Below are 20,983 nucleotides of genomic sequence, written 5' to 3' on the forward strand. Positions count from 1 at the left end.
CACCCCAACCGACAGAAGGAAACGGCATGTTCAGGTTTCTGCTTGTCCGCATTGCCTCTGCCATCCCGGTGCTTTTGGTGCTGAGCGTTGCGACCTTCGCTATCATCCAGGCCCCGCCCGGAGACTATAGCGATTACATCCGCTCGCAGCTGATCAACCAGGGCGGCGCGTCCTACGAGGAAGCGGAAGCCCAGGCCCAGGCCTATCGCAAGGAGCATGGGCTCGATCAGCCGATGGCGGTGCAATACGTCAACTGGATGACCGGCATCCTGACGCGTGGCGATTTCGGCCACAGCCTCTATTACAACAAGCCGGTTGCCGACGTCGTCGGCGAGCGCCTGCCGCGCACGCTGGCGCTGGCGCTCGTCTGCCACATCTTGGCGTCGGTGATCGGCATTTCCTTCGGCATCATCGCGGCGACCCGGCAATATTCCTGGATCGACAGCCTGCTTTCGACGGTCGCCTTCCTCGGCATGACGGTGCCGCGCTTCCTGATGGCGCTGATCATCGTCTATATCCTCGTCTTCCACTTCAATGTCAGCGAAATCAACAGCTTCCACTCGGCCCGCTACGGCGGGGCGCCGTGGTCCTGGGATAAATTCGTCGACCTCGTCAAACATGTCTGGCCGGTCGTGGCGATCGCCACCTTCGGCGGCCTCGCCTACAATATGCGGGTGATGCGCGGCAATCTGCTCGACACGCTGAACGCGCAATATGTCGAAACCGCCCGGGCGAAGGGCCTCAGTGAAGGGGCCGTGGTCATGCGCCACGCGGTTCCGAACGCACTGCATCCGCTGATCATGTATCAGGGCGTGGTGCTGCCCTACATGCTGACGGGCGAGATCGAGACCGCGATCATCTTTGCGCTGCCGACCGTCGGTCCCGCCATCGTCGGCTCCATGTGGGTGGGCGACGTCTATGTCACCGCCACCTTCATGCTGGTGCTGTCGGCAACGCTCATCCTCGGCAACATCATCGCCGACATGCTGCTCGCAGCACTTGATCCGCGCGTGCGTCTCGGAGGAGCCCCGGCATGACCGCCGAGATTGAGACGACCCTTCCGCTCGTTGTCGAACCCAAGCACGAGCAGCACAATGAAAGCTACCAGGCGCTCGTCTGGCGGCGGCTGAAACGCTCCTGGACGGGCATGCTCGGGCTGGTCCTCGTCGGCCTGCTGATCTTCATGGCGCTCTTTGCCGACTTCCTGTCGCCGGTTGATCCGAAGGCAACGGGTGTCGCCTTCGCGCCGCCGCAGGCGATCAGCTTTGCCGACAAGGACGGCAACTTCGTCTTCCCGCCGCGCAGCTACCCGCTGAGCGAGGGCACGGAGCTTGACCCGATCACCTTTCAGCCGATCATCGGCCCCGATTACGACAATCCGCAGATCCTCGGCTTCTTCGTCAAGGGCGCGCCCTACCGGCTCTTCGGCCTGATCCCGGCCGAGCGTCATCTCTTTGGCGCGGTCGATGGCTCGCCGGTGCATCTGCTCGGAACCGACAAGTTCGGCCGCGACGTGCTGTCGCGCATTCTCGTCGGCTCGCGCATCTCGTTGATGATCGCCCTCATCGTCGTCTCGATCGTCACCATCGTCGGCACGACCGTCGGCATGGCGTCGGGCTACTTCGGCGGCCGCTTCGATGTCTGGACGCAGCGCTTCGTCGAACTGGTGCTCGCCTTCCCGCAATTGCCGCTCTATCTGGCGCTGACCTCGCTGATCCCGGTGACGGCACCCACCAATGTCTTCCTCGCCTTCGTCATCATCGTCATGTCGGCGCTCGGCTGGGCGCAGATGTCACGCGAGGTGCGCGGCAAGACGCTGGCGCTTGCCCGCATCGACTATGTGCGGGCGGCCATCGCCGTCGGCGCCAGCGACCGGCGTATCATCTTCCAGCATATCCTGCCGAACGTGATGAGCCATGTGATCGTCGCCGTCACGCTGTCGATCCCGCAGGTGGTGCTGCTCGAATCCTTCCTCGGGTTCCTTGGGTTTGCGGTCAAGCCGCCGCTCATTTCCTGGGGGCTGATGCTGCAGGATACCTCCACCTATTCCGTCATCGGGTCCTATCCCTGGATACTGTCGCCCGTCGCCTTCGTGCTTGTCACAGTCTTCGCCTTTAATGCTCTTGGCGATGGCCTGCGCGATGCCATCGATCCCTATTGAGGAGGACGCAACATGTCAGAGACAATCGACGCCCTCTCAGCTGCTCCGCCTGAGCGCAAGGACCTTGCCGAACGAAACGGCCGGCCGATCATCGACGCCCGCAATGTCGCTGTTCGTTTCAAGGTCGAACACGGCATGGTGGAGGCGGTGAAGGACGTGTCCTTCCAGCTCTACCGCGGCGAAACCATCGCCATCGTCGGCGAATCCGGCTCTGGCAAATCGGTGACGGCGCGCAGCGTCATGGGGCTTCTCTCCAAGCGCGCCACCATCGCTCCGCAGTCGCGCATCGACTATGACGGCAAGGACGTGCTGAAATTCTCGCCGCGCGAACGACGCGGCTTGCGCGGCAACCGGCTGGCGATGATCTTCCAGGAGCCGATGAGCTCGCTGAACCCTGTCTATACGGTCGGCACGCAGATCATCGAGGCGATCCGGGCGCACCGTAGGATCAGCCGCCGCGCCGCGACGGAGCGGGCGCTCGAACTGTTGCGCCACGTGCGGATCCCGGACCCGGAACTGCGGCTCAATCAGTATCCGCACCAGCTTTCTGGCGGCCAGCGCCAGCGGGTGATGATCGCGATGGCGCTTGCCAACGATCCTGATGTGCTGATCGCCGACGAGCCGACGACGGCGCTCGACGTCACCGTGCAGGCGCAGATCCTCAACCTGATCCGTGACCTGCAGCGCGAACTCGGCATGGCGGTGATCCTGATCACCCACGACCTGACGGTCGTGCGGCAGTTCTCCGACTACGTCTATGTCATGCAGTATGGCGAGGTGAAGGAGCACAACACCACGGCGGCGCTCTTTGCCAACCCATCCCATCGTTACACGAAGCGGCTGCTCTCTTCGGAACCTTCGGGTGCTGCCAAGCCGCTGCCGGACAACGCGCCGATCATTCTTGACGGGCGGGACGTGAAGGTCTCTTTCACGCTGAAGAAGGGCGGCCTGTTCCGCCCGCAGTTTTCCGAGCTCGTCGCCGTCGACAGGCTGAGCCTGAACCTGCGCAAGCATGAGACACTGGGGCTCGTCGGCGAATCCGGCTCGGGCAAGACGACCTTCGGCCAGGCGCTGATCCGTCTCATTAATGCCGATGGCGGCGAGGTCTTCTTTGACGGTATCCCGATCCACGACAAGGACCGGACCGCGATGCGGCCCTTGCGTTCGCGCATCCAGATCGTGTTTCAGGATCCCTTCGCCTCGCTCAATCCGCGCATGTCGATCGGTCAGATCATCGAGGAGGGCCTGGTCGTCAACGGCATCGGTCTGAACCGCAAGGACCGGCTCGACCGGGTGGTGGACGCGCTCACTGCCGCCGGCATGCCGGGCAACATCCTGTCGCGCTTCCCGCATGAGTTTTCCGGCGGCCAGCGCCAGCGCATCGCGATCGCCCGGGCAATCGCGCTCGAGCCGGAATTCATCCTGCTCGACGAGCCGACATCGGCGCTCGATCTCTCCGTCCAGGCCCAGATCATCGAGCTCCTGCGCAAGCTGCAGGACGAGCGGGGATTGAGCTATCTCTTCATCTCCCATGACCTCAAGGTCGTGCGCGCGCTCTGCCACCGGGTGGTGGTGATGCAGCATGGCAGAATAGTCGAGGAGGGGCCGGTGAGCGAAATCCTTTCCAATCCCAAGACCGCCTACACCGAAAGGCTCGTTAGAGCCGCCTTCGATGTGGCAGCATGACCACGAGAAAACAGAGGCAATCCATGACCAGACAACCCAAGATCACCTTCATCGGCGCCGGATCCACCGTCTTCATGAAGAACATCATCGGCGACGTGCTGCAGCGGCCGTCCCTGTCCGCCGCAACGATCGCGCTGATGGACGTCAACCCGCAGCGCCTTGGTGAAAGCGAGATCGTCGCCGGCAAGCTGGTGCGCACGCTCGGCGTCAAGGCCAAGATCGAAACCCATTCCAACCAGCGCAAGGCGCTCGAAGGCGCGGATTTCGTTGTCGTTGCCTTCCAGATCGGCGGCTATGAGCCCTGCACGGTTACCGACTTCGAGGTGCCGAAGAAATATGGCTTGCGCCAGACGATCGCCGACACGCTCGGTGTCGGCGGCATCATGCGGGGCTTGCGCACCGTGCCGCATCTCTGGAAAATCTGCGAGGACATGCTCGAGGTCTGCCCCAACGCGATCCTGCTGCAATACGTCAACCCGATGGCGATCAACACCTGGGCGATCTCTGAGAAGTATCCGACGATCCGCCAGGTTGGCCTTTGCCACTCCGTCCAGGGCACGGCCTTCGAACTGGCGCGCGATCTCGATATCCCGGTTTCGGAGATCCGCTACCGCGCCGCAGGCATCAACCACATGGCCTTCTATTTGACGTTCGAACACAAGCAGGCCGACGGCAGCTTCCGCAATCTCTACCCGGATCTGGTGCGTGGCTACCGCGAGGGACGGTTTCCGAAGCCCAGCCACTGGAACCCGCGCTGCCCTAACAAGGTTCGCTATGAGATGCTGACGCGGCTCGGTTACTTTGTCACCGAAAGCTCGGAGCACTTTGCCGAATACACGCCCTATTTCATCAAGGACGGCCGTCCGGATCTGATCGAGAAGTTCGGCATTCCACTCGACGAATATCCGAAGCGTTGCGTCGAACAGATCGAGCGCTGGAAGGGGCAGGCTGCCGCCTTCAAGGAGGCCGAGACGATCGAAGTGGCCGAAAGCCACGAGTACGCCTCCTCGATCATGAACTCGGTCTGGACCGGTGAACCCTCGGTGATCTACGGCAACCTCAGGAACAATGGCTGCATCACCTCGCTGCCGGCAAACTGCGCCGCGGAAGTTCCCTGCCTGGTCGACGCATCGGGCATCCAGCCGACCTTCATCGGTGATCTGCCGCCGCAGCTGACGGCGTTGATCCGCACCAACATCAATGTCCAGGAACTGACGGTTCAGGCACTCATGAGCGAAAACCGCGAGCATCTTTACCACGCCGCTATGATGGATCCGCACACGGCGGCCGAACTCGACCTCGACCAGATCTGGTCGCTCGTCGACGATTTACTGGTCGCCCATCGCGACTGGATCCCGGAATGGGCGCGCGTGTCGAAGAAGGTCCAGGCGGCTTAGCTCTTTCTCCCGGCTAAGCTGCGATCGAGCCCCGGAACCCTGGTTCCGGGGCTTGTCCTTTCGCTATACCTGGGCGGTTTGGGCTAGCGGCAGCACGATGCGCATGCAGGCGCCGCCGGAAGCCGAGCGCGCAACGTCGACGTAACCGCCGTGCAGGTGGACGATGCTCTGCACGAGGTTGAGGCCGAGGCCCGCACCCTTGCCGTTCCTCGTTGAGGCGCGTCTTGTCCGGTCCCGGTGGCAGCGAGGCGATGCGGGCGCCAAGGATGGCAACCGGCCGTACGCAGTTCGTGCGCGGCCTGCGCCAGGAAGCGCTTGTGCCTTGAACAGCCGTCGTCGAGCCCGGCCTGGCGCGATAGGTTCGTGAGGTGGCGTTGCGGTAACGGGAGGGCGAAGCGGAACTGCGGCGATCTCGATGTCGACGTCGTCCGGCTGGCCTTGACCGATATCGTCGACCCGCCGTTCGCACGGCGGATCATGACGCTCCACAACAGGCTGACATTGGATGCGAAGGATGTCGATTTCCTGTCGGGCCTCGGCCGGCTGCTGCTTATCTAACATCCCGGATACCAGCGATTCCTGGACCGCATCAGGCGTGGCACCACGGATGGGCGTATCAGCGCCTTGTCAAATTGGCGCTCACGCAATCTCAAATAACAGTAAATACTAATACAACCTCTCTGAATAAGGCTTTCGATGTGATAAACTCATCGCGGGAGCAACAGCCGGCTTAGGAGATGTCGGCCTCCGTTTCATCTCGCAGTTCAGTCGTTCGTGGATGTCGAGGCAGTGTCTCCACCATGCCGGACCAGGTCAGGCCGTCCGCAAAGTCGACCTTTGACCAGAAACTCGGATTGGGAGGTGTATGATGGTTCGCAAAGTGTTTCTCATCTTGGCTGCCGCGGCGTCCGCGCTTGCGATCAACGGAGCCGCTTGGGCCGATTTCACGGTCCTCGTGCCATCGAGCAGCGAGGGTGATGGCCTTAGGGCTGCTGCTGACGACTACTCGAAGATGAAGGGCACGAAGGTGGAGATCGTGCAGGCGCCCTATGCCAACGTCTTCGAACAGGGCGCCAATGCAGGGGCAACCAAATCCGGCGTATTCGACATCATCCTGATGGATGACCCGTGGATTCCGTTTTTCGCCGAGAACGGACATCTCGAGGATTTGACACCATACTTCAAGAAAGCGGGCCTGGAGGGGCCGGACACCGACTTCCTGTCGAAGTCGCTGGCGATCTGCCGCAACCCTTACAATACCGGCCCCTATGTTTGTCTGCCCTATGTGGGAAACGCCCAGATGTTTTTCTATGACGCCGCCAAGTACAAGGAAGCCGGCGTCGACGCTCCCAAGACCTGGGATGACGTCTTGAAGGCGAGCCAGGCGCTGACCAAGGACGGCGGCGGCCGCTATTTCGGTTATGTCTTCCGCGGCGGTCAGGGTAACCCGGTCGTGGCCGACTTCATGCCGATCTTCTGGTCCTACGGCGCCGATATGTTCAACGAGGATCGCACAAAGGTGACGATCGACACGCCGGAAGGCGCGGCCGCGATGAAGACCTTCATGGCGCTCCGCGACGTTTCGCCAAAGGGGATCGAGAGCTACAACGCCAACGAAGTGGGCACTGCGCTTGCCGCCGGCACCGCCGCCTCGTCTATCAACTGGCCGAACTGGGTTGCGACCTTCGAGGATCCAAGCCAATCGAAAATGGTCGGCAAGATCTCCTACAGCCCGATTCCGGCGGGCACGAAACCGGGCAGCTCGGAAATCGGCCATTGGACCATGGGCATCATGTCGGCGTCCAAGAACAAGCAGGAAGCCTTCGACTTCATGCTGTGGGCGACCTCGCCCGAGCAGATCAAGATCTCCGCCGAGCGCGGCAATCCTCCTGTGCGAACCTCGGTCTTCACCGACCCGGAACTGACCAAGCAGGAGAAATTCCGCCATTACCCGGTGCTGATGGAAGCGATCCAGGCCTCGACGCCACGGCCGCGCCATCCGAAGTGGCCGGAGATCGAAAATGCCTTCGGCATCGAGCTTTCCAAGGTGGTCGCGGGCACGATCACGCCCGAGGAAGCGCTGAAGAACTCACAGGCAGCGGTCGAAGAAATCACCGGCCTTAAATAATAGGCGGACGCATATATCGGCGGGGCCACAGACCCTACTCTCGCGGCCGCACCGGCATCGGTCCGGTGGGGTCGCACTTGAGGTCTGTATGGACAGCGCCTGCAGGAGAAATCGATGTTGAAGCCCGGCAAAGGCACACCGGCGGCGTCGCGCCGACTGGGTGGCGCGTTCGAACATTGGACCGAGCGGCACCTGCGCTACCTGATGCTGGCGCCGACTATGCTCATCCTTCTGGCGCTGACGATCTTCCCCAGCCTCTACATGTTCTATGCGGCGGTCTACAAGATTAGCCCCAATCCCGATCTGCCCTGGCAATTCGTCGGTCCAGGCAATTTCGCGCGGCTCTTGACCGATGCACAATTTCACGTCGCGCTGCGCAACACTGCGGTCTTTACCATCGTTTCCGTGGCAGTGGAGTTCGTGCTCGGTCTCGGCCTGGCGCTGCTTCTTGATCGGTTCATTCGACGGCTCACCTTCTTGAAGACCGTGCTGATGATCCCGATGATGCTGCCGCCAATCGCCGTCGCGATCACCTGGAAGATCATCTACGAGCCACAGTTTGGCGTGCTGAACGAAATCATGTTCCGTCTCGGCCTTCCACTGCAGGCCTGGGCGGGCGACGTGAACCTTGCGATGTTTTCGATCATCGTTGCCGATGTCTGGCAATGGACGCCTTTCATCTTCCTTCTGATGCTGGCGGGGATGGCAAGTCTCCCGGTCGAGCCCTACGAGGCGGCCGCGCTCGACGGCGCCTCGTCCTGGCGGCAGTTCTGGGATCTGACACTGCCGTTCCTCAAACCGGTGATCGCCATTGCGCTTTTGCTGCGCGTCATGGATGCGCTGCGCCTTTTCGATCTCGTCTTCATCCTGACGGGAGGAGGTCCCGCCGATCGCACCAAGGTCCTGAGCCTCTATATCTACCAGGTCGCCTACCGCTTCGCCGATCCCGGCTACGCGGCGGCGATATCGCTGTTCGTCCTGTTCGTGACGATCGTTCTCAGCACCTGGTTCATGAAACGCATGCGGCTGGCGGATTGACGATATGGCGACGACGACCCTCCCCACACGCAGCCGCACCAGAGAATGGCTCATCCGCCTGTCCGCCTATCTGGCGATCCTCGTCGCTTTGGTGTTCACGCTTTTTCCGATCTATTGGATCGCCGCGAACTCGTTCAAGTTCGACATCGATATCTTCGCCGTGCCGCCAGAATGGCTGCCGCGCAACCCGACATTGAAGCACTATGACGAAGCCTTCATTCAGCGACCGTTCCTGCGTTACGCGCTGAACAGCTTCCTCGTCGCGGCTGGCACGACCATCGTTTCCGTGGTTTTTGGTACGATGGCGGGTTATGCGCTGGCGCGCTTCAGCTATCCCTGGCAATGGCGCAAGCAGATTTCCTTCTGGATACTGTCGACGCGGATGATGCCGCCGATCGTCAGCATCATCCCGCTCTACCTGTTCTTCAACTACTTCGACATGCTGAACACGAAGTCGGCGCTGATCATCGCCTACACGGCCTTCAACCTGCCGTTCGCCACCTGGATGATGAAGAGCTATTTCCAGGACCTGCCGGTCGAACTGGAAGAGGCGGCGATCGTCGACGGCGACACGCGCTGGGGCGCATTTCTCCATGTCGCTTTGCCGCTCGCGCGTCCAGGGCTTGCGGCGACGGCCATCTTCTGCCTGATCATCTCCTGGAACGAGTTCCTGCTTTCCCTGATCATCACGCTCACCGAGCAGTCGCAGACGCTGCCGATCGGCATCGCCGGGCGGGTGACGCAGTACAAGACCTATTGGGGGGAAATCAGCGCCGCCGGCTTCATGGCCTGCGTGCCGATCGTCATCTTCGCTTTCATCGTTCAGAAGCATCTCGTCCGGGGGCTGTCTCTCGGGGCGGTCAAGGGGTGAGACGATGGCGTCCGTCACGTTCAACAACGTCTCCAAGAAGTTCGGCGAATTCCTCGCGGTGGCCGACTTCAATCTGGAGGTTCGGGACAAAGAGTTTCTCGTCCTCCTCGGCCCTTCCGGCTGCGGCAAGACCACGACGATGCGCATGGTTGCCGGTCTCGAGGAAGCGACATCGGGTGACATCTTCATCGATGCGGAGCGCATCAATGGCGTGCTGCCGAAGTATCGCGACGTGGCGATGGTCTTCCAGTCCTATGCGCTCTATCCGCACCTGACCGTCGAGGAGAACATCGGCTACCCGCTTAGGATCCGCAAAGTGCCTGAGGAGGAACGCAAGCAACGTATCTTCGAGGTTGCCCGGCGGGTGGAACTCGAGACCATGCTCTCCCGCCTTCCGAAGGAGCTCTCCGGCGGCCAGCGCCAGCGCGTCGCGCTCGCCCGTGCGATCGTGCGCACACCGCGCGTCTTTCTCATGGACGAGCCGCTCTCCAATCTCGACGCCAAGCTGCGCACCCAGATGCGCTCGGAGCTGAAACATCTTCAGCACGAGTTGCAGGTCACGACGATCTACGTCACGCATGACCAGATCGAGGCGATGACGCTGGCGCACCGGGTGGCGGTCATGAACAAGGGTGTGATCGAGCAACTGGGAACGCCGCGGGAAATCTACAGCAATCCGCGCACGCTGTTCGTCGCCGGCTTCATCGGCTCTCCGCCGATGAACCTCATCCCGGGGGAGGCGCGCGACGGAGTGTTCACAAGGGCCGGCTTCAGGGTCGGTGGGCTAGGCCGGGCGACCGTTTCCCGTGCCGTCCTCGGTGTTCGCCCGGAAGATGTCCAGGCAACGAGCCCCGCAGACCCCGATGTCAATCTGGTTGCGCCGATCTATTCGGTCGAGCTCACCGGCGAGAACACGCTGGTCAGCCTGCGGCTCGGCGCTCAATTGCTGACCTTGCGGGCAGACAAGAATTTCGCCGGCCAGATCGACCAGCCGATCGGCATCAAGGTCGTGGCCGACCGGGTATTTCTCTTCGATGGCGAGTCTCAGCGTCGTGTCGATTTCTGATTTCCGGGTGGCGGCCGCAGTCGTCGCCATCACGTTTGCGGCAGGGGCAGCCGTCGCTGATGACGGCCCGATCACCGGCAATCCGCTCGTCGATATTCCCGCCGGCCCCTTCGTCTTCGGCCGTGACGATGGCCCGGACAACGAACGTCCGGGCCAACTGGTGCTGGGCCACGTCTTTGCCATCAACCGCACCGAAATCACCAACCGTCAGTATCAGGATTTCGTGGCTGCAACGGGTCATCGTCCTGCGTTCTATGCCGACCACCCGCTTCTTGGTTTGGACGATCATCCTGTCGTCGGCGTAAGCTGGGCGGATGCCGATGTCTTTTGCCGTCACTACGGCCTCACCCTTCCGTCGGAGCAGCAATATGAGAGAGCGGCGCGCGGAACCGAGGGACGGGCGTTCCCTTGGGGCATGGCGCCGGCAGATTATCGGCGGGTCAATGCCGGCACGACAATCTGTTGCTCCGGCGATGCGAGCGACGGCTATCCGATGACCGCGCCGGCGATGTCGTTTGCCGCCGGCGCGAGCGGCGAGGGGGTACTCAATCTCATCGGCAATGTCTGGGAATGGACCAGTGATCTCTATGCGCCCTATGAACCCAAGGGAGCCATGGGTGGCAGATCGTATCGCGTACTGCGCGGCGGGTCCTGGAACAGCGATCCCGCGCATCTTACCACAACCTATCGTTTGGCTTATGATCCGGATTTCCGGTTCTCGGCCAATGGCGGCTTCCGATGCGTCCGTTCCGGCAGATGATGATCCTCGTCGCCTTTTTGCTTCTGGCAGCAGATGCCGCTGCCGAGCCGAAGGTCGCGTCAGGCTATCGGCTCGAAAGCTTTAGCAAAACCGGCGCCGCCTTTGCCGGCCTTTCTCGCGACGGCGAGGCTCTGCTCGTCACCGATCTCGCCAGTGGCCGGCTCTATCGCCGCATGCCGGGCGGCGATTTCGATGCGTTCGGTCCGGTCTTTCCCCATGGGCTCGATGTGATCGGCGATCCGACCGGTCCCTATCGCGTGTTTCGCGCCGGTGACAAACTGATCGTCGCCCAAGGCTGGACGCCCGCAAACGGCGCTGAGGGACCCTATGATCATGCGCTCATCGCGATCGACGGTACCGGCGGACGCCATGTTATCAGCGCCCATTTCTGGAACCCGTTCGACCTTGTCGCCGGCGAGGATGCCTATTACGTCGTCGACTCCGCGCGCAATAGTGTCGAGCGTCTTGGGGTCGATGGCCGCAAGCAGACGATCATGAGCTTCCACCGACTGCCGCAACAGGCGACCGCGTTGGAGACGCTCTCGCCGACGGAGTTCAAGGGTGAAGACAGCTACGAAGTCGACGCCGTGCCGACCGGTATCGCGCTTCGCGAGGGGCGCCTCTATGTCGCGCTGTTCGGCGGCTTTCCCTTCCTCGCCGGTGCCGGAAAGGTCGTTTCGATGGCCGAGAAAGGGGAGCGAACGGAGGTGCGGCTGGACGTTGAAGGCCTGAACGCACCGGTCGCCATCGCCTTCGACGACGAGGGGCAGATGCTCATCCTCGAACACGGCCTATACGACCAGCAGCAAGGGTTCCGGTCAGGAAGCGGCCGGCTGTTGCGGCTCGACAAGGCGACGGGCCGCCGGGAGACGGTTGTCAGTGGGTTGACGCGACCGGTTTCCATCCTCGTCTGGGATGTGAGGCAGATCGTCATCTCCGAACTTGGCGGCACGCTCCTCTTCCTGACACGCGAGGAGAGGCGCTGACGTCGCAGTTGCCGGGGCCGACTATCGTGACCTCATGCAGAAAATCAAAGTGCTACAGCGACCTTGCGCATCTGATATGACGCGCGGCGCTGCAGAGTGTGGCCGAGCCTCAACTCGCCCGCGCCTCCAGCCAGTTTTGCCACTCCGCCTCGCTGCCGTGGAAGACGTTGAGGTCGATCTTGCCGTCGACGCCGTGCGACAGGCCCGAGCCCGAATACTGCCAGAACAGCCACTTGCGGTTCGGGTAGACCTTGGACGGATGCTGGGCCACGGCCCTCAGCCAGAACGGATACTTCTGGAATGCGCCCTGCAGGTTGTCGGCATAAAAGTCCGGGGCGGTGTAAATGATCGGGCGCTGGCCGTAATGCGCCTCGAGCTTGTCCATGAAGACTTGCATCTTTTCGCGCACGCGTTCGGGCGACAGGCGGCGCTTGCAGCTTGATTCGCCGTTGTATTCGACGTCGATCACGGGCGGCAGCGCGCCGGGCTCGCGCGGAACGTTGCGAATGAACCAGTCGGCCTGCTCGCCGGCGGTGCGGCACCAGTAGAAGAAGTGATAGGCGCCGCGCCGCATGCCGGCCGCCTTGGCGGCGCGCCAGTTCTTCTTGAACATCGGGTCCAGATGGTCGCCGCCGTCGGTCGCCTTGATGAAGGCGAAGTTGGCCCCTTGAGTGCGCAGCTTTGGCCAGTCGATCTCGCCCTGCCAGCGGGAGACATCGACGCCGTGAACGGCCATCTTGCGCGGATTTTTGGCGCGGCCGAAATTGATCGGCTTGGCGTCACGGAAACGGTGACCATAGATCCGTGAGCGCCCCTGCGGCATTGCCTGCGTCACCGGATTGTCCGGTGCGACGAAGGCGACCGGGCGCGCGCCCGGAACGGGCATGGCCAGGGTCGTGGTTGTCGTCGTGGTATTGGCCGCGGGCGCGAAGGCTTCGGGTTCCGGAACCGGCCCGGCCCAGGCGAGCATTTCCTGCGGCGGTGCGGATTGGACGTTCTGCGGCGGCGTGACCTCGGCCACCCTTGCGCCGACATTGGCGACGGGTACCGGCGCGGCCGAAAGCACGACCGAACTGGTCGTTTCTCGCGACGGCCGCGGTGCGATCGTGTCCAGGCTCGAACTGGAAGAGCAGCCGGAGACAAGGCCGGCAAAGATGATTGCGGTCGCAGCTGAAAGACGCATGGGCACCCGTACGCAAAACAACGTCGACGGCAATCGCCGGCCGACAGGTGTGAAATAGCTAACGGAAGCTTACCCAAAAAGTTTGAATCCAATCTTACCAAGCCGACCCAACTTCACGCACTGGAGGTTGCAATCGGGGGGCAGATTGACGCAGGCGCCGGGACGCTCTCAACCAGGGCTATATTCGACGCCGAGGCTCGTTCGTTGCCGCTTGCCGGTCCGATATTCGAGATTGCGGGCAATGGTTTCGTCAAGCGCACCCGAGGCGTCGGTGATCATCGTTGGCGCGAAATGCGAGCGGAAGCCTTCGCCGACCCGAAAGGCCGGCGTGTAGAGCGGTCCAAGCGGCTGCGTCGTCGTGACATAGGTGAGATTGTCGTCGCTGCCCGAACGGGTCGGAAGACCATGGCGATGCATGATAGAGGGCAAGGCGAGGCGCAGGCTGTTGGCCAGCAGATGGATCATCTGCCGGCCCGAGAGCGAGCGACGGTAATTGCGGTAGAAGCCCAGGCAATGGCGCAGGATTTGGGTCCGGTTGCCGTCGAGGCGCGATAGCTTGCGGGCAAACAAGGCGACATCGTCAAGGTTGTCGAGGGGATGGGTCATCAGCGTGAACCCATCCATGTCGCGTAGTTTGGCAGAAGGAAGGAAGCGGCCCTCTGCGGCGCATTCGTCAAACAGGGGTGTGCCCAGCAGCGGGATCGTCAGGCTCAGGAAGGCCGGCAACGGCATTCTGCTCTCGCCGGTGATGAAGGCGAGTTCGTCCTGCATCGCCTGCATCGTCTGCGAAGACGGGTCGAACATCAGCCCGTACTGGAAGGCGACTCCGGCTTTGAGGCAGGTCTGAATGGCTTCCAGCTGCGGCACCACGAGGTTCTGTTTCTTTTGGTAGCGCTTCAACTGCGCTTCGTTCAGCGTCTCGACGCCGCTGAAGAGGCCGAGACAGCCGGCCGCGCGCACCGCTTCGAGATTGTCGGGGTCGCGAAAGAAATCCCCGGTGACAAGTGCAATCCAACCCTGAAACAGTCCCTCTTTCCAAAACGAGCGGATCAGGTCGAGCTTGGCATGGAAGGCGTCCTTGCTGTTGCCGTAGAAGTTGTTGTCGATGAACAGCACGTATTTCTTGGCCGCGACATTGCGCAATTGCGCTTCGATATAGCCGAGGTCGTAGCTGTGATAGCGCCGGCCTTCGGCGGTGAGCGCACAGAAGCTGCACTTGAAATTGCAGTAGCGGCTCGTCTCGACATAGCTGACCGGGCCGCCCCAGCCGGCGAGGTCGAAGCGCGGCAGGATCGTTTCGGAGACGGCCCATTCGCCGAAAACTTCCTTGATAACGGCCTGCATCTCCTCCACGTCACCTTCGCAGGCGTAGTCGAAGGTTTCGGCGCTCGAAACCGGCAGATTGCGGACGACCGGTCCACCGGCGACGATGACGCAGCCTGGCGATTTCGTGCGGGCATAGGCGGTCAGATGGCGCATCCGGTCGAAGGCGGCGGTGACGCCCGTCAGCACCAGCATGTCCAGTTCCGCGAAGGCCGCCTCGTCGACGAGCGGTCCGTCGTGAAATTCGCTGTAGGCGCGAAGGCTCACGCGATTGCGGGCAAAGGCCCCCGCCAGGAACAGGTGGCCGGTTCCCTGCGGGATGAAGTCGGGGCGACCTTCCGGATTTCTGGTCTCGTCGAAATGCGCAAGCACGATCAGGACGCGCGGCACTCGATACTGGTTCACGCATGGCCTCCCTCGAACGCAACAACCGGGACATGGGGCGGAAACTCGGGCTGATCGAGCTGGAGGACTTGGCCCCAGGTGTTTTGCCGAACGGCAAACATTGTCTCCAAGGCCTGCCGCGCCGCAGCATCCTTCGGCCCCGCCGGGTGGCGCAACGAGGCGAGCGCCACGGCCGGCATCTCCAATTGTATCGCCTCTGCGAAGGCGTATCGCGCCACCCGCTCGGCGCGTCGTTGCTGGCCGTGATGCAGGTAAAGGGTCGCCTCGCCGAGTGCTGCCGTTGGGCGGCCGATCGGATAGACGCGCGCGAACCGCTCGAGCTTTCGCAGGACAAGCTGCGCCGCTGCCGGGTCGCCGCCCTCCGTGTCGCTCGCGACGTCGAACAGCCGGGCAAGCGCCGGCAGGGTTCGCGTCTTCATTGCCGGGTTGAGCGTCTGGCACCAGGAGAATGCCCGTTCGAACCACGCCTTTGCTTCGCCCGCGTCACCCTGCCGCCGGGCGGCTTCCACCAGAAGCGATGCGCCCTCGATGCAGTGCACGAGTTCCAGTCCTTCGGGCTTTGCGGTGATGATCTGCCTGAGTTCATCGAGATCGGCGTCGATGGCGGACCACCGGCCAAGCGCCGCATGGCCCCTGAGGCGGCCGAGCAGGCCGCAGCCAAGCACCTGGGTGTCGCCGCGCCTGCGGCCCTCTTCGCAGATGCGCTGAACCAGGATTTCCCATGGTGCTATGCCTTCGAAAGCGGAGGTCAGCAGCCAGGGGCCGGAAATCGTCTCGAGGCCAACGGCCACTTCACACCAGCGTCTCAAATCGCCGACGGTCGAGGCGTTGTTGAGGCCGGCCTCGAACGCCCGCTTGCCTTCACGCCAATGGCCTATGCCGATTTGGTACATGCCCGACAAAAGGTCGACGCGCACACGCGTTCCCAGTTGATCCACGCGCTCCGAAAGGGCGGCGGCCAATCGGCTGTAGTGCTCCGCCTGTTTGTGAAGCGGGATCACGCCGCATATGGCGCCGAGGCTCGCGTAATTGGTAGCGGTCGTCGGCGAGACATATTTGTTTCTTTCGGCAAGGTTCGTCGCCCGAAGCGTCGCATGGATCAGCCGCAGCTTCTCGCTGGTGAAGTAGTAGATCCGTGTCAGGTCCTCATGCGCCTTTGCCGCGAGAAGGAACGGATCGGATGGCGACCGCGAGATCTCGCGTTCCAGGATCCAGTCCTTGTCTCCATGGGTCACACGACGCCACACCTGTTCGGCAAGATCGAGAACGAGATGCAGCGCGAGGCCGGCGGAGGTGCGCGGAAGCGGCAGGCCGGAAAGCCGTAGGCCCTCCTCATAGGCATGCCTTGCAGCTTCGGCGCGGCCGAGGTTGAGACTGGCCTCCCCGAGCAGGAAACAGGCGGCCGCCCGTCGGGCAGGCGTGATCGTGATGGAGAGCTCGCGCGCGGTCTTGAAAAAGCGCTCGATCAGGTCGACGACAGCGGCATTGTCGAACTGGCGCAGACGCAGCTCGGCGACACGATCCAGGTAGTTGAATGCCAGCGCTGCATCGCCGGCGCGCTCCCAATGGCTCAATATGCGCGGCAGATTTTCCGCATTGTCGGGCTGCCCGCTCTCTTCCATCGCCTGGGCGATGGCGCGATGTGCCTCACGGCGCTGTTCCGACAGCATGCTGTCGTAAATGGCCTGGCGGATGACGGCGTGGCTGAATGTGAAACGGCCCGGACGGTCGTCCATGGGTTTGATTAGATGGGCCGCCTGCAGCCGCTCGATGCTTGCCTCGATGTCCAAGGCGGACTTCCTGATCGGTGAAAGCGCCTGGAGTTCGGCGATGGAAAAGGTCGCGCCCATGGCGCTTGCGATCTTCAGGAGAGCCTGGAGCTCAGCCGGGAGCTGGTCGGTTCGGGCGATCACGGTGACCTTGGCCGTATTGAGCAAGGTCGCTTCGTTCGAACGGGCTTCGGCGAGCGACAGGGGGACCTGGGTTTCCGCAGCCTTCGGCAATCGCCGTTCGCCGATCATCCGGCAGATTTCGCGTATGAGCAGCGGGTTTCCCGCCGACTGTGCATAGACCGCTTCGCAAAAGCCATCTGCCGGGGAGTTGCTGCCGATCGACGCGCGCACCAGTGAAATCGTGCCCTCGAAATCGAGGGGCAAGAGATCAAGTGTCTGCGCACCATTGTAATGTTGTCCGGTCCACCGCGTCAGGTCCTGTTGCGTCCTGGCCGTGCGGGTTGACACAACGACCGGGATCGGCGCCGTTCCGGAAACCAATCGGCCGAGCAGCTGACCGGATGCCTCGTCCAGCCAGTGGACGTCCTCAAGCACCACAAGGCCGCGCCCCCAGGAAAGGCTGTCGGTCATCAGATCGCGCAGCAATTCACGCAGCCGGTGCGACCGCCCGTCGCCTGACATCGCCCGGGTCTCGACCGTGTCGGTCAAGGTGAGGTTGATGGCATCGTTCAGCAACGGCGCCAGATGTGCGAGTTCCGGTCGGTGGGCGAAGAACTGCATCACCTGATCCGAGGCTTCGGCGCCGCGCAGGTCGCCGATACCAAGCAGGTCGCGGATCACTCCGCGCCAGGCAAAATAGGGCACGTCGCTTTCGATATCGTCGGCATTGCCGACCAGAACCTGGCTTCCACGGTCACGGCAGGTTTCGACGAAGGAACGAAGCAGCGCCGATTTGCCGACGCCGGAATCACCCTTAACGATCATCACGCCGGTGGCCTGTCCTCTGCCTGCGCGCTCCACATACGCGTTGAGTGCTGCAAGTTCGGCCGCCCGGTTGAAAAGAACGGGGGACTTGGTGTCGATGGTCGCGACGGTCTCGGCAATTGGCGCGAAGGCGACCACGCCGCCGCGCATGCCGGGCACGGCAAGTGTCCAGGGACCGGAAAAAGCAATCTGGCCGGCAGTCTCCTTCGCCGTTGCCTGGTCGACGAGAATGCGGCCTGCGGCAACGCTCGCCAGCCGGGAGGCCATGTTCACGGCGGCTCCAACGACAGTGTAGTCGGCACGATGGATCGTCCCGAGCGCGCCGCAGAAACTCTCGCCGGTCGAGATGCCGGCCGACAGGCCGAGATCCGGCTCGTCGAGTTCGTTCGACAGGCGAAGGGCGGCGATGATCGCCCGGCGCGCATTGTCGGCATGTTTTTTGCCGGGCAGGCCGAAAACGGCGAAGACTTCGAGCCCGCCGGAATGGAGCGCTGTGTGCAGGATCTCTCCACCGGTGCGGCCGACGACGGCAATCGATCGTGCTACGAGCTTGTTCAACCGATCGAGATCCGTATCGAGATCGCGCCCGACGATATGCACGAAAAGCGCGGTCACGATCCTGAGGTCTGCGAGCCATTGTGAAAGCGGTGAGAGCAGGCGGCTGCGCAGCGAAAGCGGTAGATAGGCTTCAAGCCGGTCGGTTGCGGAGCCCGGCTGAGTGCGGGGCGCTTCCTTCGTGGCCGAGCAGGGCTCGATGCTTTCGAGGCGTGTGGTCCCTTCCCGGTTCAGCCCGCCCTTGGCGCGCCTGCCGATCAGCTGCCACGCGGCATCGGAGACAAGAATTTCTCCGGCGTCGCTCAGTTGGCCGCCATGATCGGCCTGGGCCAGGCAGTCGCCTCCGACGATCAGCCAACGCTGGTCCGCGCGCGGCAGCAGATGCAGCAGCGTAATGGCGCCGGCACCGACGGCGATGCGCAGTTGAAGCGCGTCTTCGGGATTGCCCGGCCCGCCGATTTGCTCGCGGATACGTTCTGCACAATAACAGCTGCGCCAGGCCGTCTGTTCGAGCTCATCCGGGGATGGTGCCCGCCAGCCGGCAATCAGGCTGTCGCCGGCGAAACTCAAGACCGTGCCGCCATGCTCCTCGATATGGTTGATGAGCTCGCCCATGAAGGCGTTCAGAAGCAGGCTGACGCGTTCGGCGCCGGCAGCGCGGTCGCTTTCGGACCATTTGGCGGTCAAACGCGTAAAGCCGGAAATGTCGGCGAAAAGCAGCGAGCCGAGAAAGTCTTCCCGAGCGGGGGCAGCCGATTCCGTTGCTGCCGGGGAGGACCATTGGACCAGGGCTCCGGACAGGTAACGTTGGAACTCATATTTGCCGGCGCCACCAACCACGCAAAATTCTCCCCAAGATTTTAGAGTAACACGCCTCCCGTCTGACTGAAAGTCGACTCACGCTGATCTACGGGACCCCAGTAACGGCAAGTAAATATCTGTTTCGCGCGGCTTTCGGACGGAGTAATGTTTGCCCGATTGTTCGAGGGGGTCTCGCAACAGGAGGGGACAATGGAGGTCGACTGGGCTGGTCCGGTTGCCGCCGTGACGCGCCGCGATGTCTTGCGGCTGGTTTCGGCGGGCGTGCTTGCAAATGTGCTTTCCGGATGCCGGCATCTGCCTTTGCCCGGCGCCTGCAGTCTCAGTCACCCGATCATCGACGTCCATTGCCATTTCTTCAACGCGGCGGATGTGCCGGTGGATGGCCTGGTTCGCTACGTGGCGCTGCGGGAGAAGATGCCGGAGAAAAGGCTCTCCGCGAACGCTGAGGAGGCGAAGGGGCTGGAAAATGCCCTGGTGGTCTTTCTCGTGACAGCGCTTGGCGATGTCGCGCCCAAAGCCAAACATGAACTTGCTGTTCTGAAAAAAGGCGCTCGGCGCCTTTCCGACGCCGAGCTCGCGCGGCGCAAGGACGAGCAATTGCGCGTCGCGGTAAGGGATCTGATCGCGCGCGCAGGCGAGCAACGATCGACGTTTTCGAGGCGCAGTCTTGGCGAATCCCCTGACTATGACGGTTTGCTGCGCCAGCTCGGCGGAACTCCCGATCTGCCCCAGACATTCCAGCGGCGTTCGGGCGGCGGCGTGAGTGAAGCGGATGTCGATACCGTCGCCACCGCCGCAAAGGCGCACGACCAGATCGGAACCTATCTTTCCTTCGTCCGGCTGATGCAGGACTACCGGGAAAACCTGGCGGAAGCCTATGTCAAGATCTTCGCTTCCAAATGTCGGCTCTCTCTGATCACGCCGAGCATCCTGGACTTCGATAAATCGCTTCACGGGACATCATCGCCACAGCGCGACCAGGTCGACGTCATGGACGAGGTCCAGCAGATCGTCACCAGGAAGCACGGCATCCGCATGCACAGCTTCGTCGGCTTCGATCCGCATCGGGAAGCGCAAAGGCCGGGTTCATCGCTGGCAAACGTCCAGTACGCGATCACGGAAAAGGGCTTCATCGGTGTCAAAATCTACCCGCCGATGGGCTTCAAGGCATGGGGCAATGCGGATCCGGCGATCGATGGCGCGCTGAAGCGGCTCTACGCCTGGTGTCGCGACAACGATGTGCCGATCATGGCCCATGCGGAAAACAGCATCGGGGCCGGCTGCGGCTACGGCAATCTTGCAAGCCCCGCCTATTGGAAGAAGCTGCTCGACACGAACCAGTACGATAAGCTGCGGATCAATCTCGCGCATTTCGGCGCCTTCGACGAAATCCTGCGCCCGGGGGCGCCGACAGGCGTGATGGTCTCCTGTGCCCAGGACAAGTTTTCAGGGCCGCCGACCTGGGAAGAGATCATCGGCAGGACGATCGATCACGAGCGTCGCCCGAACCTGTTTGCGGATCTGAGCTATCTCAGCGAACTGGTCAGCAGCGACGACAAGAATCTTCACACGAAGATCCGGCAGCTGTTGGACGAATGGCTTGATGATTACGACCCGGACGCCCGCCATCTCATGTTCGGCACCGACTGGTCGATGATGGCGCTGGAGAAGGACTACAACGCCTATGTTTCGAGAATAGTCGAGCAACTGACGCTCGCCAGCGTCAGCGACGAGCACCAGCAGAATATCCTCTGGAGGAACGCTTCCCGCTTTCTCGGTCTCGACCGGCCCGGCAAAACCCGCGACCGGCTTACCGCCTATTGCGACAAGCACGGCCTGGGTTCGGCCTGGCTTTCAGAACTGGCGATTGCCTGAGGCAGAGCCA

Annotated in this window: 16 protein-coding genes; 12 read left to right on the top strand and 4 right to left on the bottom strand. The window is 62.4% G+C overall.

Features of this window, described 5'->3' with window-relative positions:
- The first annotated feature begins 26 nt into the window (after positions 1 to 26).
- The 4 genes from ACTJKM_RS09360 to ACTJKM_RS09375 are packed head-to-tail and all read left to right on the top strand — an operon-like array spanning position 27 to position 5,244.
- The gene (locus tag ACTJKM_RS09360; protein WP_058329707.1) at positions 27 to 1,037 is read left to right on the top strand and encodes an ABC transporter permease; all 1,011 of its coding nucleotides are present in this window, start codon (positions 27 to 29) and stop codon (positions 1,035 to 1,037) included.
- The gene (locus ACTJKM_RS09365; protein ID WP_058329708.1) at positions 1,034 to 2,161 is read left to right on the top strand and encodes an ABC transporter permease; all 1,128 of its coding nucleotides are present in this window, start codon (positions 1,034 to 1,036) and stop codon (positions 2,159 to 2,161) included. The genes ACTJKM_RS09360 and ACTJKM_RS09365 overlap by 4 nt, the downstream gene beginning before the upstream one ends.
- A gap of 12 nt (positions 2,162 to 2,173) precedes the next feature.
- Positions 2,174 to 3,847, top strand: a complete 1,674-nt coding sequence (locus tag ACTJKM_RS09370) for an ABC transporter ATP-binding protein (RefSeq protein ID WP_440660227.1) — start codon at positions 2,174 to 2,176, stop codon at positions 3,845 to 3,847.
- A 23-nt stretch (positions 3,848 to 3,870) separates the two neighbouring features.
- Positions 3,871 to 5,244, top strand: a complete 1,374-nt coding sequence (locus ACTJKM_RS09375) for an alpha-glucosidase/alpha-galactosidase (protein WP_058329710.1) — start codon at positions 3,871 to 3,873, stop codon at positions 5,242 to 5,244.
- Positions 5,245 to 5,307: 63 nt separating this feature from the next.
- On the opposite strand, the gene ACTJKM_RS09380 is transcribed toward ACTJKM_RS09375, so the two are convergent.
- On the bottom strand, positions 5,308 to 5,418 hold the full coding sequence (locus ACTJKM_RS09380; protein WP_306341294.1) for a hypothetical protein: 111 nt from the start codon (positions 5,416 to 5,418) through the stop codon (positions 5,308 to 5,310).
- A 189-nt stretch (positions 5,419 to 5,607) separates the two neighbouring features.
- On the opposite strand from ACTJKM_RS09380, the gene ACTJKM_RS09385 reads away from it, so the two are divergent.
- The 7 genes from ACTJKM_RS09385 to ACTJKM_RS09415 all read left to right on the top strand — a co-directional run bounded on the left by ACTJKM_RS09385 (position 5,608) and on the right by ACTJKM_RS09415 (position 12,093).
- Positions 5,608 to 5,802, top strand: coding sequence for a hypothetical protein (locus ACTJKM_RS09385; RefSeq protein ID WP_440660228.1), 195 nt, complete (start codon positions 5,608 to 5,610; stop codon positions 5,800 to 5,802).
- 310 nt (positions 5,803 to 6,112) lie between these two features.
- Positions 6,113 to 7,372 carry an ABC transporter substrate-binding protein gene (locus ACTJKM_RS09390; RefSeq protein ID WP_058322819.1) on the top strand — a complete coding sequence of 420 codons (1,260 nt, stop codon included), beginning with the start codon at positions 6,113 to 6,115 and terminating at the stop codon, positions 7,370 to 7,372.
- Positions 7,373 to 7,486: 114 nt separating this feature from the next.
- On the top strand, positions 7,487 to 8,410 hold the full coding sequence (locus ACTJKM_RS09395) for a carbohydrate ABC transporter permease (RefSeq protein WP_440660230.1): 924 nt from the start codon (positions 7,487 to 7,489) through the stop codon (positions 8,408 to 8,410).
- Between the two features lie 4 nt (positions 8,411 to 8,414).
- A complete protein-coding gene (locus ACTJKM_RS09400) occupies positions 8,415 to 9,281 on the top strand; it encodes a carbohydrate ABC transporter permease (protein WP_057251899.1) in 867 nt (288 codons plus the stop codon).
- A gap of 4 nt (positions 9,282 to 9,285) precedes the next feature.
- Positions 9,286 to 10,347 (top strand): ABC transporter ATP-binding protein, encoded by a 1,062-nt coding sequence (locus tag ACTJKM_RS09405; RefSeq protein ID WP_058329711.1) that lies wholly within the window; start codon positions 9,286 to 9,288, stop codon positions 10,345 to 10,347.
- The gene (locus tag ACTJKM_RS09410) at positions 10,334 to 11,107 is read left to right on the top strand and encodes a formylglycine-generating enzyme family protein (RefSeq protein WP_245299169.1); all 774 of its coding nucleotides are present in this window, start codon (positions 10,334 to 10,336) and stop codon (positions 11,105 to 11,107) included. Before ACTJKM_RS09405 ends, ACTJKM_RS09410 begins: the two co-directional genes overlap by 14 nt.
- Positions 11,086 to 12,093, top strand: a complete 1,008-nt coding sequence (locus tag ACTJKM_RS09415) for a ScyD/ScyE family protein (protein ID WP_058329712.1) — start codon at positions 11,086 to 11,088, stop codon at positions 12,091 to 12,093. The genes ACTJKM_RS09410 and ACTJKM_RS09415 overlap by 22 nt, the downstream gene beginning before the upstream one ends.
- A gap of 109 nt (positions 12,094 to 12,202) precedes the next feature.
- On the opposite strand, the gene ACTJKM_RS09420 is transcribed toward ACTJKM_RS09415, so the two are convergent.
- From ACTJKM_RS09420 to ACTJKM_RS09430, 3 genes are all read right to left on the bottom strand, one after another.
- Positions 12,203 to 13,276, bottom strand: coding sequence for a glycoside hydrolase family 25 protein (locus ACTJKM_RS09420; RefSeq protein WP_058322823.1), 1,074 nt, complete (start codon positions 13,274 to 13,276; stop codon positions 12,203 to 12,205).
- A 168-nt stretch (positions 13,277 to 13,444) separates the two neighbouring features.
- Positions 13,445 to 15,004 carry a B12-binding domain-containing radical SAM protein gene (locus tag ACTJKM_RS09425; protein WP_058322824.1) on the bottom strand — a complete coding sequence of 520 codons (1,560 nt, stop codon included), beginning with the start codon at positions 15,002 to 15,004 and terminating at the stop codon, positions 13,445 to 13,447.
- On the bottom strand, positions 15,001 to 19,116 hold the full coding sequence (locus ACTJKM_RS09430) for an AAA family ATPase (RefSeq protein ID WP_058329714.1): 4,116 nt from the start codon (positions 19,114 to 19,116) through the stop codon (positions 15,001 to 15,003). Before ACTJKM_RS09430 ends, ACTJKM_RS09425 begins: the two co-directional genes overlap by 4 nt.
- Before the next feature lie 171 nt (positions 19,117 to 19,287).
- Between ACTJKM_RS09430 and ACTJKM_RS09435 the strand changes: the two genes are divergently transcribed.
- Entirely contained in the window at positions 19,288 to 20,973 is a 1,686-nt protein-coding gene (locus ACTJKM_RS09435) for an amidohydrolase family protein (protein ID WP_440660232.1), read from the top strand.
- The last annotated feature ends 10 nt before the right edge of the window (positions 20,974 to 20,983 follow it).

It is taken from the genome of Ensifer sp. 22460 (assembly GCF_052044935.1).
Lineage (GTDB): Bacteria > Pseudomonadota > Alphaproteobacteria > Rhizobiales > Rhizobiaceae > Ensifer.

Bases quoted from the DNA above. Each gene is read 5' to 3' on its own strand.
- ACTJKM_RS09360 (WP_058329707.1), top strand. From the start codon at position 27: ATGTTCAGGTTTCTGCTTGTCCGCATTGCCTCTGCCATCCCGGTGCTT.
- ACTJKM_RS09365 (WP_058329708.1), top strand. From the start codon at position 1,034: ATGACCGCCGAGATTGAGACGACCCTTCCGCTCGTTGTCGAACCCAAG.
- ACTJKM_RS09370 (WP_440660227.1), top strand. From the start codon at position 2,174: ATGTCAGAGACAATCGACGCCCTCTCAGCTGCTCCGCCTGAGCGCAAG.
- ACTJKM_RS09375 (WP_058329710.1), top strand. From the start codon at position 3,871: ATGACCAGACAACCCAAGATCACCTTCATCGGCGCCGGATCCACCGTC.
- ACTJKM_RS09390 (WP_058322819.1), top strand. From the start codon at position 6,113: ATGGTTCGCAAAGTGTTTCTCATCTTGGCTGCCGCGGCGTCCGCGCTT.
- ACTJKM_RS09395 (WP_440660230.1), top strand. From the start codon at position 7,487: ATGTTGAAGCCCGGCAAAGGCACACCGGCGGCGTCGCGCCGACTGGGT.
- ACTJKM_RS09400 (WP_057251899.1), top strand. From the start codon at position 8,415: ATGGCGACGACGACCCTCCCCACACGCAGCCGCACCAGAGAATGGCTC.
- ACTJKM_RS09405 (WP_058329711.1), top strand. From the start codon at position 9,286: ATGGCGTCCGTCACGTTCAACAACGTCTCCAAGAAGTTCGGCGAATTC.
- ACTJKM_RS09415 (WP_058329712.1), top strand. From the start codon at position 11,086: ATGCGTCCGTTCCGGCAGATGATGATCCTCGTCGCCTTTTTGCTTCTG.
- ACTJKM_RS09420 (WP_058322823.1), bottom strand. From the start codon at position 13,276: ATGCGTCTTTCAGCTGCGACCGCAATCATCTTTGCCGGCCTTGTCTCC.
- ACTJKM_RS09435 (WP_440660232.1), top strand. From the start codon at position 19,288: ATGGAGGTCGACTGGGCTGGTCCGGTTGCCGCCGTGACGCGCCGCGAT.